The following is a 14,562-nucleotide window of genomic DNA, read 5'->3' on the forward strand; positions in this document are numbered from 1 at the left end:
TAGAATCCATGCCGTTACCTTCGCCAAGGCGTGCAGCGGAGCAGAATTCTGCACCGTGGCGGCGCTTCCAGATCATGGAATGGATTCTATGGTCTGCGCTGCGTCGCTTCGCTCCTTGCTCCGCCATAGAATGACGAGGTTGGGGCGGCTTCAGCCAATCCCCGGTGTTTGCGCTGATTTCACACAAATGGATGGAAAATCCTGCACTAAGACAAACGTCAACTTTTCAAAATCGTTGTGTCGGGCAAACTAGGTGCGTTTCGCCGTTTCCGTGAAACCGCGAAACGCACTGACCATCACACCAGCCCCGACGCGCGCGCCGCGGCCGCCGCCTCGCCGCGCGAGATGACTTCCAGCTTCTCCAGCACCGCCGAGACGTGGTGATCGACCGTCTTGGGCGAAATCGTCAGATGCGCGGCGATCTTCTTGTTCGAAAAACCCCGCTCGAGAAGTTCCAGGACTTCCATCTGGCGCTGCGTGAGGCCGGCCTGGTTGGCACGCGTCGCCTGTCGCGGTCCTCTCGCGATGTGACTGACGCCGCTTTCGCGCATAAGGCTGCGCGCATGCTGCGCGACCGCCCTCGCGCCGAGATCCGCGAAAATGGCGAGCGCCTGGCGCTGCGCCGCTTCGTCGCCGCGCAGCAAGGCCATCGCCTGTTCGAAAGGCGCGCCCATTTCAGCCCACAGCGCGGCGGCCGCGCGCCAGTCGCCGGTCAGTTGCAGGCGATGCGGCTCCGCCATGCCGTCCGTGTCGGCGGGATCCGAACCAGGCGACAACAGCTCCCGCCAGACAGCGAGTTCGCCGAACACGGCCGGCGTTGGCGCGAGGCTTTCGGCAACCGAAATCAGGCGCAGGGCTTCCTGCCTGTCGGCTTGCCGGAGCCAGGCCAATTCGGCCAGCACCCCGGCAAAGGCCACGAGGCGCTGCAGCTCCATGCCCTTGTCCAGAAACCGCCTCATCTCGTCGACGATCGGCTCGGCCGACGGGTCGCCGCGGCGGATGCGCAACCTTGCCAGGGCCACCAGCGACGGATAGCGCACGAGCGGCGTCGTTGCATCGTCGTCGACCACCTCATGCGCCACTGTCGCGGCATCGTTCCAAAGGCCGCGCCGGAGCAAAAGCTGCGCCTGCACGCCGCGCATATAATCGCGCCATGTCGCGAGATCGTTCTCGACGCAATAGCCGATGCCGCGATCCAGGAACGATGCCGCCTCCTTGAAGTTGAGCCTGTTCATCTCGACGCAGGCGCAGTTCGTGAAGGCGCGCGCCGCATGCTCCTGGAAGTTGCCCGACAATGCGATTCCCAGACTACGGGCGAGATCGCGCCGCCCTTTGGCAAAATCCAGCCAATGTCCCGCAGCCCCGACATTGTTCAGCGCATGACAGAGAATATCCGGCCGGTTGAGCCGCTCCGCCAACTCGACCGCCTTGCCGCCGAGGGAAAGCGTGTCGTCGAGCCGCTCGGCGAGCATCGCCAGTTGCGAGAGGTTCGAATAGGCCATCGCCAGCTCGGCGCTGCCGGGGGCAGTCTCCAGAAGTTCCACGGCCTGCTCGCCGAAACGGTCGGCCGATTCGCGATCGCCGAGCAGATAGGCGAAGCGCGACAGGCACCTGAGGCTATCGCCTTCCTTGAGCCGGTCGCCCAGTGCCTGGCGCAGCACGCGCGCCCGGTCTTGCGCTTCCATCGCCGCGTCGACACGGCCGATCAGGTGGCATTCGAAGGCATGGCCTTCGTAAAGCTCCGCCCGCTTGTCTATCGGCAGAACATCCGCATAGCGCAGGGCGACTTCGTAATAGCCCGCCGCATCGCGATGCGCGCCGACGCGGGAAGCCTCGCGCGCGGCGACCGGCGCGAGTTGGCGCACCACGTCCAGGTTTTGCGCTTCCACGGCATGATGCACCAGCCTCGCGGTGGCGACCTGCGGATTGTCCCGCAAGGCTGCCAGGGCGCGCTCATTGTATTCGCGCCGTTTGCTTGGCGTCAGCGCCATCTCGATGGCCGTGCGGGCGATCTCGTGCCTGAAGGCATAGCCGTCGCCGAAATCCTCGAGCAGTCCATGGGAGACACATTCGGCCAGCTGGCCCGCCTCGGCAATTCCGCATAGGCCGCTGAGCGCCCAGGCGTCGGCGCGGCGCGGAAACACCGACACCGCGTCGAGCATCGAGCGAGCGCCCGGCGACAGTTTCTCGGCGCGCGCCAGCACGGCGTCGCGCACGCTTGCCGGCAACGCGCCATCGCCTTCGGCAGCGAGCAGCTCGGTTACGAAGAAGGCGTTGCCGGCGCTCGCCCGGTAGATTGCGTTGCCGTCGCGCTCGGCCGCTTCGGCCAGCGAGAGCACCGCGCTTTCGCTGAGCAGCGGAACGTCGATGCGCACGACATTGCCGGCCGGGATCTCGCCGAGCGCCCGGCGCACGCGCATTTGTCCTTCGCTGCGATCGGTTCTGGCCGTGATGAGAAGCAATATGTGGCTGTTCGCGATACGCCGTCCGAGAAAGCGGACGAAGTCGAGCGTCGCGTCATCGGCCCAATGTAGGTCTTCGATGACGAGCAGGCATGGGCTTTTGGCCTCAAACACGTCGAGCGCCTCCGAAAACAGCGGCAGCCGTTGCACCTGGCGGTCGTCCCGCGGCAGCTCCCACTGCCCGTTGCGCGCCAGATCGTAAAGCGGCCCCAGCGGATCCGGAATGGACAGGTCCTCGCAGGCGCTGCGAAGCACGGTCAGGCCATCGTCCAGCCGGCTCGCGAACGCTTCGACCAGCGCCGTCTTGCCGGCGCCGGCCTCACCCGAAACGACCACAACGCGGCCGCGGCCCGCTGTTGCTTCCGCCAGCAAGGTGTCCATCTGCTGCAGCTGCGGCTGCCGTTCCAGAAGCATCATCGCTCTCTCGCGAAATCGGAATTCCATCGTGGCGGGCCGCCGCCGCGATAGCTTGGGAAACGGCACAGAAATGTGACTTTCCACACATTAGGGTGCCATCTTCCACATAAAACGTTCCAAAGATAGGGAATCGTCCCGGCCAATATAGGGAATGGCTCCGATGCGCGGTGTTTGCGGACATGGTGGGATCGGCCTTGCTCGAACGAGCACAGGGCAATTCCGGGAAAGTGCGCAGCGGTTGGGCTCGGCGACTTCGCTACAGCCGCCCGTCCGGAATTGCGTGGAGACTTGGAATCCAATCACGAAAGGAACGACGATCGTGCCACGTTATCTGGTTGAACGCACATTCCCGGAAGGCCTGAACGTACCGATGAACGATGCCGGCGCCACAGCGATGGGCGGCGTCATCGCCCGAAATGCGGAAAAAGGCGTCACCTGGGTGCAGTCCTTCGTCTCGCCCGACAAGTCGAAGAGCTTCTGCATCTACGACGCGCCCTCGCCGGAGGCGATCCGCAGCACGGCGCAGAAGAATTCGCTCCCCGTCGACAAGATCACGGAGGTGCGGGTCCTCGACCCCTACTTTTACCGCTGACCGGACAGACCATGTCGGGCAGATCAGTCCCGTCGCCGGCGGACCTGACGCCGTGCCAGAGGACGAGGCTGTATCCGCCGCGGCGGATATCGTCCCGCCATGGTGCGGCTACATGCGACGGGCCCTGTCGGCGCTGCTTTCGCCCTTGCGGAGCCGGCGCCGCCTTCTGCCGCCTCAGGACGATTACCTGAGACGCGATATCGGCCTGGAAGAGCGCCCGAGCGAATACTGGGACTATTGGTGGCATCACCGCTGATGAGAAGCGCCCTTCCTTCTCCCCGTTTCACGGGGAGAAGGTGGCCCGAAGGGCCGGATGAGGGCGGCGCCTGCGATTGCGACTGGCCGCCGCTCGCGCGCGAGGAGGGGTGCTTTTCTGTCGAGAAGGAATCCTTCCGCAAAGGAGTGCTCCCACGCTAACTTTCGAAAGCCGGCTCCGCCCCTCATCCGCCTGCCGGCACCTTCTCCCCGTATAGCGACGGGGAGAAGGGAAGCTCTCCACCCAACCGTTTCTTAAGGTGTTTCCGATAGATCGAAACCCTGGAAAGAGGCGGAAAACGGAGAGTTTTGGGTGCGCTTTTCCGCGGCGACGACTGCCGGGCGGTTCCTGCCGCAGCGCTGGGCGCTGCGCATGCGGCCGTTGCTTGGCCGCATCGACGCCGTGCTGTTCACCGCCGACGAGCGCGGTGAAGCCGGGCGCATGTCGCTGATCGCCTTTTCCATCCGCATCATCAGCGCCTTGATCGCCTTTGTCAGCCAGGTGCTGATGGCGCGCTGGATGGGATCGTTCGAATACGGCATCTCCGTGCTGGTCTGGGTGACGATGGTCATCGTCGGCAATCTCGCCTGCCTCGGCTTCCATACCTCGGTCATCCGCTTCATTCCCGAATATCGCGAGCGTGGCATGCTGGCCGAGCTGCGCGGCATCGTGCAGGCGAGCCGCCTTTTCGTGCTCGCCGCCTCGACCCTGGTTGCGGGCCTCGGCGCGCTTGGCGTGTGGCTCGCCTCGAATTGGATCGAGAACTATTACGTCATCCCCTTCATCCTCGGCGTCATCTGCCTGCCGATGATCGCGCTCGGCGATCTGCTCCAAGGGCTGGCGCGCGCCAATTCCTGGGCGCTGCTGGCGCTATCGCCCACTTATCTGGTGCGCCCGGTGCTGATCCTGTTGTTCATGGCGCTGATGCTTGGCCTGCACTACGTGCCCGACGCCAAGACCGCGATCTTCGCTTCGATCGCCGCAACTTATGTCACCACGCTCGGCCAGCTGATGGCCGTCACCTCGCGCATGGACAAGAAAGTGCCGGCCGGACCGAGGACCGTGCATTTCGGCCACTGGATGCTCGTCTCGCTGCCGATCTTCCTGGTCGAGGGCTTCTTCTTCCTGCTCACCAACGCCGACGTGCTGATGGTGGGCGCCTATCTCGATCCCAATGACGTCGCCGTCTACTTCGCCACGGTGAAGACACTGGCGCTGGTGCATTTCGTCTACTTCGCGGTCAAGGCCGGCGTTGCCCAGCGCTACGCCCAGTTCACCCATGGCGAGCCGCACCGGCTCGCCGCCTTCGCCCGCGAGACCGTCTCCTGGACGTTCTGGCCTTCGCTGCTGATGGCGCTGCTGGTGCTGGCGCTGGGCGAGCCGATGCTGGTGCTGTTCGGTCCTGAATTCACCGCCGGCTATCCGCTGCTCTTCCTGCTGGTGCTGGGCGTCGTCGCGCGCGCCGCCGTCGGCCCCTGCGAGAGCCTGCTCACCATGAGCGGGAACCAGAACATCTGCGCCGCAGTCTACGCCATGACGCTTGCGCTCAACATCGGCCTCAACGTGATCCTCATCCCGCTCTTCGGCCTCTGGGGCGCGGCGATCGCCACCAGCCTCGCCATGGTGTTCGAGGCCAGCGCGCTCTCCTTCACCGTCTGGCGCAAGCTCGGCATCGTGATGGCGATCTTCGTGCCTGCAAAGAAGGAAATTGCCTGATGGCCGCCGTCCCATTGCTCGAAGAGACCAGCGGCGGCCCTGCCGGCGCCATGGTCTCCAACCTTGCCGGGCTGGCGCGCGAGGCCGACCCGGCCCATATCGAGCTCTTCGCCAGCAACAGGCCGGAACGCAAGCTCGCCATCTATCCGGCCTCGGCCGGCTTCGACCTCGTCGAGGAGCTGGACTATCTCAGCGCCCGCACGATCGAGCCCAATGTCTTCTTCAACCCGCGCTTCCTGGCGCCGGCGATGCCGCGGCTGGAAGACCGCGAGGTGCGGCTGGCCGTCATCCGCGACGGCGACGAGTACCGCAACCGACTGCGCCTTCTGGTGCCGTTCTCGGTCGAGCGGCCGGCGATCCCGCTCGGCGTTCCGGTGATGCGCACCTGGTCGAGCCCGTTCGGCCCGCTCGGCACGCCGCTGGTCGACCGCGACGATCCGATCGGCGTCATCGAGGATTTCTTCTCGATGCTGTCGAGGCCGCATCTCAAGCTGCCCAGGGTCTTCGTGCTGCCCGATATGCGCCTCGATGGTCCGGTCGCGAGCCTGCTCACCTCCTTTGCCGACAGCCGCGGCCTGACCCTGGTGACCACCGGCAAGGTCGAACGCCCGGTGCTCGAGAGCGACGCAGACGGCGAGGACTACCTCAAGGCGTCGCTGCGCGCGCATCACTATCGAGAATTCCGCCGCCTGAAGCGGCGCCTTGCCGATCAAGGCAGGCTCGAGCACATCGTGGCGCGCGGGCCGGACGAGATCCGCCACGCCATCGAAAGCTTCCTGACACTGGAAGCGGCCGGCTGGAAAGGCCGCGAACGCACCGCAATGGCGATCGACCGCTACCGCGCCGCCTTCGCTCGCGAGGCGGTGCACAGGCTGGCCGAGCAGGACATGTGCCGCATCCACCTCTTGACGCTCGACGGCCGCACCATCGCCTGCCTGATCGTCTTCGTCGAGGCCGGCGTAGCCTATACGTGGAAGACGGCCTATGACGAAACGCTCTCCGCCCATTCACCGGGCACGCTTTTAATGATCGAGGTGACCAAGCAGCATCTCGACGACCCCAACATCGTCATGACCGATTCCTGCGCGGTTCCGGACCATCCGGTGATGAGCCGCCTATGGGCGGAGCGCAAGCCGATGGGCACGCTGGTGATCGGGCTGACGCCGGACGCCGACCGAACGGCCCGTCAGGCCGCCTCGCAACTGCACCTCTACCGCGAGACCCGCAACATGGCGCGCATCCTGCGCAATCGCATGCGGAGCCTGCTGAAAAGACGCTAGATGGGCGGCAAAACACCGGCTATGGCTAGCGGCGCCCGGACCCGGCCGGCCCTCACCACAAAGCACTTCCAGATGATCGATATCGTCCTGCGCCTCGCCCGCTTTTGTGCGCCGCTTGTCCTGCTCGCCCTGTTTCCGGCTCGAGCCCTCGCCGATACTTGCCCGGAGGATTGCTCAGACCCGCCGCCCGCGCCGGTCAACATCTACAGCCAGACCACTTCCGGCCATCTGAGCCCCGCCACGGCCGGCGCACTGCCGCGCGTCTATGTGCCGAACCGCTCCTCCAACTCCGTCTCGGTCATCGACACCGTCACCTTGAAGGAGGTCGGCCGCTTCCCGGTCGGCAGCAAGCCGCAGCATGTCGTGCCGTCCTGGGACTTGAAGACGCTGTGGGTCGCCAACAACGGCACCGGCAGGAACGGCAGCCTGACGCCGATCGACCCGATGACGGCCAAGCCCGGCCAGCAGGTTGCGGTCGACGACCCCTACAATCTGTATTTCATGCCGGATGGCAGCGCCGCAATCGTCGTCGACGAGGCGATGAGGCAGCTCGATTTCCGCGACCCGCACACCATGGCGTTGAAATCGAGCCTGCCGACCCCGACCTGCCCAGGCATCAACCATGCCGATTTCTCTGTCGACGGCTCCTATGCGATCTTCACCTGCGAATATGGCGATGGCGGCCTGGCCAAGATCGACCTGAAGAACCAGAAGGTGCTCGGCCATCTCGACCTCTCCAGGATGGGCATGCCGCAGGACATCCGGCTCTCGCCCGACGGCAAGGTCTTCTATGTGGCGGACATGATGAATGACGGCGTGTTCCTGGTCGACGGCGACAGTTTTCAGGAAATCGGCTTCATCCCGACCGGCATCGGGACGCATGGCTTCGTTGTCAGCCGCGACGGCAAGCGCCTCTACGTCTCGAACCGTGGCTCGCACAAGATGGAACAGGGCAAGGCCAAGGGCCCGGGCAGCGTGACCGTGATCGACTTCGCCACCCGCTCAGTGGTCGCGCAGTGGCCTATCCCCGGCGGCGGCAGCCCCGACATGGGCAATGTCAGCGCCGACGGCAGGCAGCTCTGGCTCTCCGGCCGCTTCGACAGCGAGGTCTATATGATCGACACGGTGAGCGGCGCGGTGACCAAGATCCGCGTCGGCGCCGAGCCGCATGGCCTCACCGTGTGGCCGCAGCCTGGGCGCTACTCGCAGGGGCATACGGGGAATATGCGGTAACGTGCTTCACCTGACCTGCCAAGCGAGCTCGTGGAACAACGGCCTGCCGCCGAAAGCGCGCAAAAGGATGGCCCGCCATCGGAAGCTCGCAGAGCGAAGGATGGTGCCCCTAGCCGGGATCGAACCAGCACTCCTTGCGGAACTCGATTTTGAGTCGAGCGCGTCTACCAATTCCGCCATAGGGGCTCAGGCCGGGCGGCCTGGATGGGCGCGGACTATACGGGCGGATGGGTGTTCGTCAACTGGCCTGTTGCGGATTTGCTTGCGCAACCGGCGGCATTGCCCCACCCTTCGGCCTCGTGGCGACGCAGACATTGTGCGTCGCGGAAAATCTTTCTAGACAGGCGAAGCCTCAAGCGCCTCGCATCCGGAAGCTGGATGCGGCGCTTTGGGTCCTTGTCTTCCTGCCTGCCGTTGCCCACAACCGCCAGGCGTCTCGGGTGCCATTGATTAGAGCAAAGTGCGCTGCGGTTTTCCGTCAGGAATTGCGGCAACTGCATTAGGAGAGCCGATGCTTCGCCGACTTTACGACTGGACCCTGTCGCTGGCGGCGCGCAAATCCGCCGAATGGTGGCTGGCCTTCATCGCCTTCGTCGAAAGCTCGGTGTTCTTCATACCGGCCGACGTGCTGTTCCTGCCCATGGCGTTGGCGGCCCCCAAACGCGCCTATCGCTACGCGCTGACCGCCACGGCTGCGTCCGTGCTGGGCGGCATTGCCGGCTGGCTGATCGGCTACTATGCCTACGATACGATAGCACGCCCGATCCTGGAGCATTTCGGCGGCCTTGCCACGTTCGAGAGGTGGCAGTCGTCAGGCGCCGGGTTGATGCTGGTGCTGCTCGTCACATCCGGCGCCGCGCACCTGCCGCCGATCAAGGTGGTCACCATTCTGGCCGGGGCGCTTCACGTCAATCTTTTGGTCTTCATCGTCTCGTCCATCCTGGCGCGCGGCGCGCGTTTCCTGCTGCTTGCCTGGCTGCTGCGCCGCTATGGCGAAGAGATCAGGGAGTTCATCGAAAAGCGCTTGGGATTGATTGTCGGCGCCGGCGCCGCTGCCCTGATTTTGCTCTATATTCTCGTCAGATACGCCCACGGATAGCGACGCAACAACGGACCCCATCATGACCGCGACCATGAATGCCGACACCGGACGCCAGCGCACGCGCGCGGCGCTCTTTCTCGCCGTCGCCATGGCCGCGACCGTCGGCTCGGCGCTCGCCTTCCAATATATCGGCGGCTACATCCCCTGCCATCTCTGCCTCGAGCAGCGCACGCCCTATTATATCGGCGTGCCGCTGATGGCGATGGCGGCGATCGCCTCGATGCTCAGCGCGCCGGCCTGGGTGACGCGCGGGCTGCTCGGGATCGGCGGCTTGCTGATGCTCTACGGCCTCTATCTCGGCGTCTACCATTCCGGCGTCGAATGGGCGTGGTGGCCGGGGCCGGCCGACTGCACCGCCGGCGCCGGTCCGGTCGACACCGGCGGCAAGGGCGTGCTCGACGCACTCGACAAATTCGTGCCGCCCTCCTGCGACAAGGCCGCGCTTCGCATCCTGGGCCTGTCGCTCGCCGGCTGGAACGCCATCGCCAGCCTCATCCTCGCCGCCGTCGCCTTCCGCAGCGCATTGTCCCGCGACTGAGCCAATTTTCTACCGGACGGCACGGCGGAGAGTTCGTCCAGAAACTCGCCAGCCCGGATTGGCTGGCGCGGCTTTCGAGAACCGGAGCGGAGCGTACTTAAGTACGTGAGCACCGGAAGCGCAGAAAGCTGCGGCAGACGGCCGGGCTCGCGGATTTCTGCCGAACTCTAGGGTTCGAGTTCGACATCCCAGTACAGATAATCCATCCAGCTTTCATGCAGATGGTTGGGCGGGAACAGGCGGCCGTTGTTGTGCAGATCGTGCACCGTCGGCTGATAGGGTTTCTGCAGCGGCCACATCTTGGCCTGCGCCGGCATCATCCCGCCTTTACGAAGATTGCAGGGCGAGCAGGCGGCGACGACATTCTCCCAGGTCGTCGCCCCGCCGCGGTGGCGCGGGATGACATGGTCGAACGTCAGGTCCTCCGGCGTTCCACAATACTGGCACTGGAAGCGGTCGCGCAGGAACACGTTGAAGCGGGTGAAGGCGGGGTGCCTGGACGGCTTCACATAAGCCTTGAGGCTCACCACGCTCGGCAGCTTCATCGAGAAGGTCGGTGAGGGAAACGGCGTGCTCGTATTCGGCGACGATGTTGACCCGGTCGAGGAACACAGCCTTGATGGCATCCTGCCACGACCAGAGCGACAGGGGGTAATAGCTGAGCGGGCGGTAGTCCGCATTCAGCACCAGCGCGGGAAGCCCATCCGGAGATACGGCAACCGTCACGTCCTTCGCCTCCTTCGTTCTAAACCGAACGGCGCGGATACTGTAAGCCCGACATGACAGGGATGTGAAGCGGATTGTCTCTCGCCGAGACTCTCAAAAACGCATGATTTTCATGCTTTTTCGGCCATTTCGACGGGAGGCGCCGCGTCCCTGCCCTTCAGTTCACGGTAGTAGGCCCAAAAAAGCCGCGACGCGACACCCCGCCAGGGGCTCCATGATTCGGCCAGCCGGATAAGCATTTTTTCCGGCGGACGCGGGTCGATGCCGAGCGCATGACCGACCGCCGTCTGCAGCGCGACGTCGCGCGCGGGGAATACATCCGGATGGCCGGCGGCGAACAGCAGATAGCATTCGGCCGTCCATGGGCCGATGCCGGGCACGGCCGTCATCGCGGCGATCGCCTCGCCGGCGTCCAGGGCGCACAGGTGATCGAGATCCAGCCCCCCGGCCACCGCTTCGGCGACGGCGAGCAGGCCGCGCTGCTTCGGCCGCGACAGCCCGGCCTCGCGAAACACGTCCTCGCCGGCGGCGAGGATTGCCTGCGGCGTCAGCGGATCGACCAGCTTGACCAGTCGGCCGAAAATGGCGTCAGCGCTGGCGCGGGAAACTTGCTGCGAAACGATAATGGAAGCAAGGCTTCTGAACCCCGGCTCCGACAGCCGGAGCGGCACCTCGCCCGCCTTGCCGCGCACTGTCTCCAGCCGCGGATCGATCCGGCAGAGGGCGTCGAGCCCTGCCGCAATATCGTCGAGCGAGGCGATGCGTTGCACGTTCTTGTTCCCAGGGCGCCCGCGAAGTGGCAATTGATGGCTTAGTACCAATTGGCAAAAGCGCCTTTCAACCCGAATGCCGCCTGAAAGATGACGCTCCTGACATTCCGCCTCGCGCCGAGCCCCAACGGCGAATTGCATCTCGGCCATGCTTACTCGGCCCTGCTGAACCAACAGATGGCGGCGCAAGCGGGCGGACGCTTGCTGCTGCGCATCGAGGATATCGACATCGCCCGCTGCACGCCGCAATTCGAAGCCGGCATTTTTCGCGACCTCGAATGGCTGGGACTGCGCTGGGAACAGCCGGTGCGTCGCCAGTCGGAACATTTTGCCGAATACCGGGCGGTGCTCGACCGGCTGATCGCCGAGGAGCTCGTCTATCCGGCTTTCATGAGCCGGGGCGAGCTCCGCGCCTTCATCGCCGAGAGAGGCGGCCGCCACTGGCCCCGCGATCCGGACGGCGTCCCGCTTTACCCGCCGCTCGACAAGGCTCTGCCGGCCAGGGAGCGCAAGCGGCGCATCGCCGAGAACATGCCCTTCGCATGGCGGCTTGATGTCGAGGCGGCGACGGCGCGCCTCACGGCCGGCCTGGCATGGACGGAGTTCAACGACGAGACGATGTCCGCGACGCGGGCGGTCGAAGCACGACCCCAGGCCTGGGGCGATGTCATCATCGCTCGCCGTGACGTCCCGACCAGCTACCATCTCGCCGTCGTCCTCGACGACGCGCTGCAGGGCGTCAGCCATGTCGTGCGCGGCCAGGACCTCCATGCGGCGACCGGGGTGCAGCGCCTGCTGCAGGATCTGCTCGGCCTCTCGCCGCCGCGCTATTTCCACCACCGCCTGATCCTTGGCCCGGATGGCCGGAAACTGTCCAAGAGCTTCAAGGACACAGGTCTTGCCGCGCTTCGAGAGGCTGGAATGTCGCCGCAGGACATCAGGCGACTGGTCGGCTTATGACCCGAGGCGGGCCATCCCGGCCTTGATAGTACGTGAGCACCGGAAGCGCAGGAGGCCGCCGTTCGCAGGCCGGCTCGCCTGAATATCGGCGCGTTGGCTAGAGGCGGGCCATCCCGGCCTTGATCAGCGCCAGCACGCTGATGAAGGAAAAGGCGCCGCCCAGCCCCCAGGCGACCGCCAGCTTGAGGTCGCTCAGGCTGATGCCATGCTTGTGGGCGATCACCACCGCGGCAAAAAAGCCGAAGATGAACAGCAGCGTGTTGCCGGTCGGGCCGAAGCCGCTCTCCTTCATGATCGCGTCGAGCGCCGTGCCGAAGAAGAAGCCGAAGCCGGCGATGATGGCGAAGCCGAACAACAGCGAGCTCGTGTCCAGATGCAAAAACATGCCTCACCGTGGCGCGACGACGCGCCATGCCCCTGTTGGCACGGTTTGTTGAATTCGACTTAGCTTATGAATCAACCGTTTCGTTTTGCTTGCGGGATTGATCGGCATTAGAGCAAATGCCGTCATCAACCGTTCACCCCGGCAGCCTCCCCTCATGCAGAGCATCAAGCGGTTCATTCCCGCCTCCTTCGTCGTTCTGTGGGCGACAGGCTTCATCGGCGCGCGCTACGCCATGCCCTGGGCGGAACCCTTCACCTTCCTTGCCATCCGCTTCGTGATCGCAGCGATCCTGTTTGCCGGCCTCACCGTTCTCATCGGCTCGCGCAAGGCGACGCGCGACGAGGCGCTGCACGCGACGGCGGCCGGCGTCCTCATGCACGGCATCTACCTCGGCGCCGTTTTCTGGGCGATCCACCGGGGCATGCCTGCCGGGTTTTCGGCGCTGATCGTCGGCCTGCAGCCGCTGATCACCGCCGTGCTCGCCGGAAAATTCCTGGGCGAAGCGATCCTGCCGCGCCATTGGGCAGGCCTCGCCGTCGGCCTGCTCGGCGTCGTCATCGTGCTGTGGCCGAAGCTCGGAGCGGTCGGCGGCGGGGTGACCGCGGCAACACTGATCGCCTCGCTCGTCTCGGTGCTCGGCATGAGCGCCGGCACCATCTGGCAGAAGCGCTATGCCTCCGGCGGCGATCTCGTCTCGGCGACGATGTGGCAATATGTCGGCGGCTCCGCCGTGATGATCCTGGGCTCGCTCTCCTTCGAGACGCGCGCCGTCACCGTCAATGGCGAGTTGATCTTCGCCATGGCCTGGCTGGCCCTGGTGCTGTCGGTCGGCGCCATATTCCTGTTGATGGTGATGATCAGGGACGGCGAGATGTCGAAGGTCGCCTCCCTGTTCTACCTGGTGCCGGCCGTGACCGCCGTCATCGCCTGGATGCTTTTCGACGAGCAGCTCAACCTGCTGCAGATCGCGGGCATGGCGATCGCGACCCTTGGCGTCGCGCTGGCGACGGCGGGGCAGGGGAAGGGAAGAGGAATTGAGGAACTGAGGAACTGAGGAACTGAGGAACTGAGGAACTGAGGAACTGAGGAACTGAGGAACTGAGGAACTGAGGAACTGAGGAAGGCGGCAATAACTTGCGCTGTGTTTTTCTTCAATTCTTCATTTCTTCAGTTCTTCAATTCTTCAGTTCTTCAGTTCCTCTGCCCGGCGCCAACTCACCCGACCCTCGCCCGCGCCTCCAGATACCGGCTGATCGCGGCGTTGAGCTCGCCGCCAAGGATGAAGATCGCCGATATGATGTAGAGGAAGACGACCGCGATCATGATCGATGCGAGTCCGGCATAGGTCGTCACATAGGACGAGAAATGGTCGAGATAGGTGGCGAAGATCGTCGACCCGACCAGCCAGGCAATCAGCGTGAAGACGATGCCCGGTATGATCGAGACGAAGCGGCGCTTGCCGGCCGGCAGCCAGATATGCACCGAAAACAGTCCGATGACGATCACCGTCGAGGCGATCACGTAACGCCAGATGGTGATCGTGCCCATATAGGGCTTGATCCATTCCAGATGCGCTTCCGCCAGCCGCGCGAGCAGCGGCGCGAACACGAGAAGCACGCTGATGGCGAGAAAGCAGGCGGTGGCGATCAGGACGAAGATGATGCTTTGCACGCGGCGGTGGATGATGCCGCGTGTCTCGGTGACCCGGTAGGCGCGGTTGAGCGAGGTGCGCAGCGCCTCGATGCCATTCGAAGCAAAATAGGCCGCAAGCAGCACGCCATAGGTCAGCAGGTCGGTGCGCCGGACCGTGAGCACGTTCTGCACCTCATGCGCGATCGGCTTGGCGATCTGCTCCGGCCATGTGTCGAAGACCAGGTGCACGGCCGTGTCGGCGAAGGCGCGCGCGCCCAGGAAGCTGGCAAGCGTAGTGGCGAAGATCAGGAACGGAAACAGCGCCATCAGCGAGGTGATCGCCAGATGGCTGGCCATCGCCCAGCCGTCATCGGTGGTGAAATGGCCTATCGCATCGTAGAGCACGCGCTTGAGGGCGACGATATTCCGCAACAAGGGCCCGCGCTCCGCTCGATTGTGTCAACGCCGCGAATATGGGAAGTGATTGCGGCAA

At 64.7% G+C, this 14,562-nt stretch carries 13 protein-coding genes, 1 tRNA gene and 1 pseudogene; 9 read left to right on the top strand and 6 right to left on the bottom strand.

Going from position 1 to position 14,562, the window contains the following annotated elements:
• Positions 1 to 296 precede the first annotated feature (296 nt).
• Positions 297 to 2,879, bottom strand: a complete 2,583-nt coding sequence (locus ACVMIM_RS00180) for a helix-turn-helix transcriptional regulator (RefSeq protein ID WP_476109652.1) — start codon at positions 2,877 to 2,879, stop codon at positions 297 to 299.
• Between the two features lie 319 nt (positions 2,880 to 3,198).
• On the opposite strand from ACVMIM_RS00180, the gene ACVMIM_RS00185 reads away from it, so the two are divergent.
• The 5 genes from ACVMIM_RS00185 (at position 3,199) to ACVMIM_RS00205 (ending at position 7,956) form a co-directional block, all read left to right on the top strand.
• A complete protein-coding gene (locus ACVMIM_RS00185; protein WP_040989229.1) occupies positions 3,199 to 3,471 on the top strand; it encodes a DUF4242 domain-containing protein in 273 nt (90 codons plus the stop codon).
• 52 nt (positions 3,472 to 3,523) lie between these two features.
• Complete coding sequence (locus tag ACVMIM_RS00190) at positions 3,524 to 3,727, top strand: hypothetical protein (protein ID WP_476109654.1); 204 nt, start codon at positions 3,524 to 3,526, stop codon at positions 3,725 to 3,727.
• Between the two features lie 312 nt (positions 3,728 to 4,039).
• The gene (locus ACVMIM_RS00195) at positions 4,040 to 5,443 is read left to right on the top strand and encodes a lipopolysaccharide biosynthesis protein (RefSeq protein ID WP_476109656.1); all 1,404 of its coding nucleotides are present in this window, start codon (positions 4,040 to 4,042) and stop codon (positions 5,441 to 5,443) included.
• A complete protein-coding gene (locus ACVMIM_RS00200; protein WP_476109658.1) occupies positions 5,443 to 6,723 on the top strand; it encodes a GNAT family N-acetyltransferase in 1,281 nt (426 codons plus the stop codon). The genes ACVMIM_RS00195 and ACVMIM_RS00200 overlap by 1 nt, the downstream gene beginning before the upstream one ends.
• Before the next feature lie 72 nt (positions 6,724 to 6,795).
• Entirely contained in the window at positions 6,796 to 7,956 is a 1,161-nt protein-coding gene (locus tag ACVMIM_RS00205) for a YncE family protein (protein ID WP_476109659.1), read from the top strand.
• A gap of 101 nt (positions 7,957 to 8,057) precedes the next feature.
• Here ACVMIM_RS00205 and ACVMIM_RS00210 read toward each other — a convergent pair.
• Positions 8,058 to 8,142, bottom strand: a tRNA-Leu gene (locus ACVMIM_RS00210).
• 325 nt (positions 8,143 to 8,467) lie between these two features.
• Between ACVMIM_RS00210 and ACVMIM_RS00215 the strand changes: the two genes are divergently transcribed.
• Both ACVMIM_RS00215 and ACVMIM_RS00220 read left to right on the top strand, forming a co-directional pair.
• The gene (locus ACVMIM_RS00215) at positions 8,468 to 9,055 is read left to right on the top strand and encodes a YqaA family protein (RefSeq protein WP_476109661.1); all 588 of its coding nucleotides are present in this window, start codon (positions 8,468 to 8,470) and stop codon (positions 9,053 to 9,055) included.
• A 22-nt stretch (positions 9,056 to 9,077) separates the two neighbouring features.
• On the top strand, positions 9,078 to 9,596 hold the full coding sequence (locus tag ACVMIM_RS00220; protein ID WP_476109663.1) for a disulfide bond formation protein B: 519 nt from the start codon (positions 9,078 to 9,080) through the stop codon (positions 9,594 to 9,596).
• A 167-nt stretch (positions 9,597 to 9,763) separates the two neighbouring features.
• On the opposite strand, the pseudogene ACVMIM_RS00225 reads toward ACVMIM_RS00220, so the two are convergent.
• Positions 9,764 to 10,322, bottom strand: a pseudogene (locus tag ACVMIM_RS00225) (HNH endonuclease).
• A 110-nt stretch (positions 10,323 to 10,432) separates the two neighbouring features.
• The gene (locus tag ACVMIM_RS00230) at positions 10,433 to 11,092 is read right to left on the bottom strand and encodes a DNA-3-methyladenine glycosylase family protein (protein ID WP_476117049.1); all 660 of its coding nucleotides are present in this window, start codon (positions 11,090 to 11,092) and stop codon (positions 10,433 to 10,435) included.
• Between the two features lie 90 nt (positions 11,093 to 11,182).
• Here ACVMIM_RS00230 and gluQRS point away from each other — a divergent pair, with 90 nt between their 5' ends.
• On the top strand, positions 11,183 to 12,052 hold the full coding sequence (gluQRS, locus tag ACVMIM_RS00235) for a tRNA glutamyl-Q(34) synthetase GluQRS (RefSeq protein WP_476109665.1): 870 nt from the start codon (positions 11,183 to 11,185) through the stop codon (positions 12,050 to 12,052).
• A 97-nt stretch (positions 12,053 to 12,149) separates the two neighbouring features.
• Here the strand turns inward: gluQRS and ACVMIM_RS00240 are convergent, their stop codons facing one another.
• On the bottom strand, positions 12,150 to 12,437 hold the full coding sequence (locus ACVMIM_RS00240; protein ID WP_476109666.1) for a hypothetical protein: 288 nt from the start codon (positions 12,435 to 12,437) through the stop codon (positions 12,150 to 12,152).
• Between the two features lie 154 nt (positions 12,438 to 12,591).
• On the opposite strand from ACVMIM_RS00240, the gene ACVMIM_RS00245 reads away from it, so the two are divergent.
• A complete protein-coding gene (locus tag ACVMIM_RS00245; RefSeq protein ID WP_476109668.1) occupies positions 12,592 to 13,491 on the top strand; it encodes a DMT family transporter in 900 nt (299 codons plus the stop codon).
• Between the two features lie 161 nt (positions 13,492 to 13,652).
• On the opposite strand, the gene ACVMIM_RS00250 is transcribed toward ACVMIM_RS00245, so the two are convergent.
• Positions 13,653 to 14,504, bottom strand: coding sequence for a YihY/virulence factor BrkB family protein (locus tag ACVMIM_RS00250; protein WP_040998519.1), 852 nt, complete (start codon positions 14,502 to 14,504; stop codon positions 13,653 to 13,655).
• Positions 14,505 to 14,562 lie beyond the last annotated feature (58 nt).

Source organism: Mesorhizobium sp. USDA 4413 (assembly GCF_056280365.1).

Excerpts from the sequence above, each read along its gene's own strand:
- ACVMIM_RS00215 (WP_476109661.1), top strand. The coding sequence starts at position 8,468 with ATGCTTCGCCGACTTTACGACTGGACCCTGTCGCTGGCGGCGCGCAAA.
- ACVMIM_RS00200 (WP_476109658.1), top strand. The coding sequence starts at position 5,443 with ATGGCCGCCGTCCCATTGCTCGAAGAGACCAGCGGCGGCCCTGCCGGC.
- ACVMIM_RS00220 (WP_476109663.1), top strand. The coding sequence starts at position 9,078 with ATGACCGCGACCATGAATGCCGACACCGGACGCCAGCGCACGCGCGCG.
- ACVMIM_RS00205 (WP_476109659.1), top strand. The coding sequence starts at position 6,796 with ATGATCGATATCGTCCTGCGCCTCGCCCGCTTTTGTGCGCCGCTTGTC.
- gluQRS (WP_476109665.1), top strand. The coding sequence starts at position 11,183 with ATGACGCTCCTGACATTCCGCCTCGCGCCGAGCCCCAACGGCGAATTG.
- ACVMIM_RS00180 (WP_476109652.1), bottom strand. The coding sequence starts at position 2,879 with ATGATGCTTCTGGAACGGCAGCCGCAGCTGCAGCAGATGGACACCTTG.
- ACVMIM_RS00245 (WP_476109668.1), top strand. The coding sequence starts at position 12,592 with ATGCAGAGCATCAAGCGGTTCATTCCCGCCTCCTTCGTCGTTCTGTGG.
- ACVMIM_RS00240 (WP_476109666.1), bottom strand. The coding sequence starts at position 12,437 with ATGTTTTTGCATCTGGACACGAGCTCGCTGTTGTTCGGCTTCGCCATC.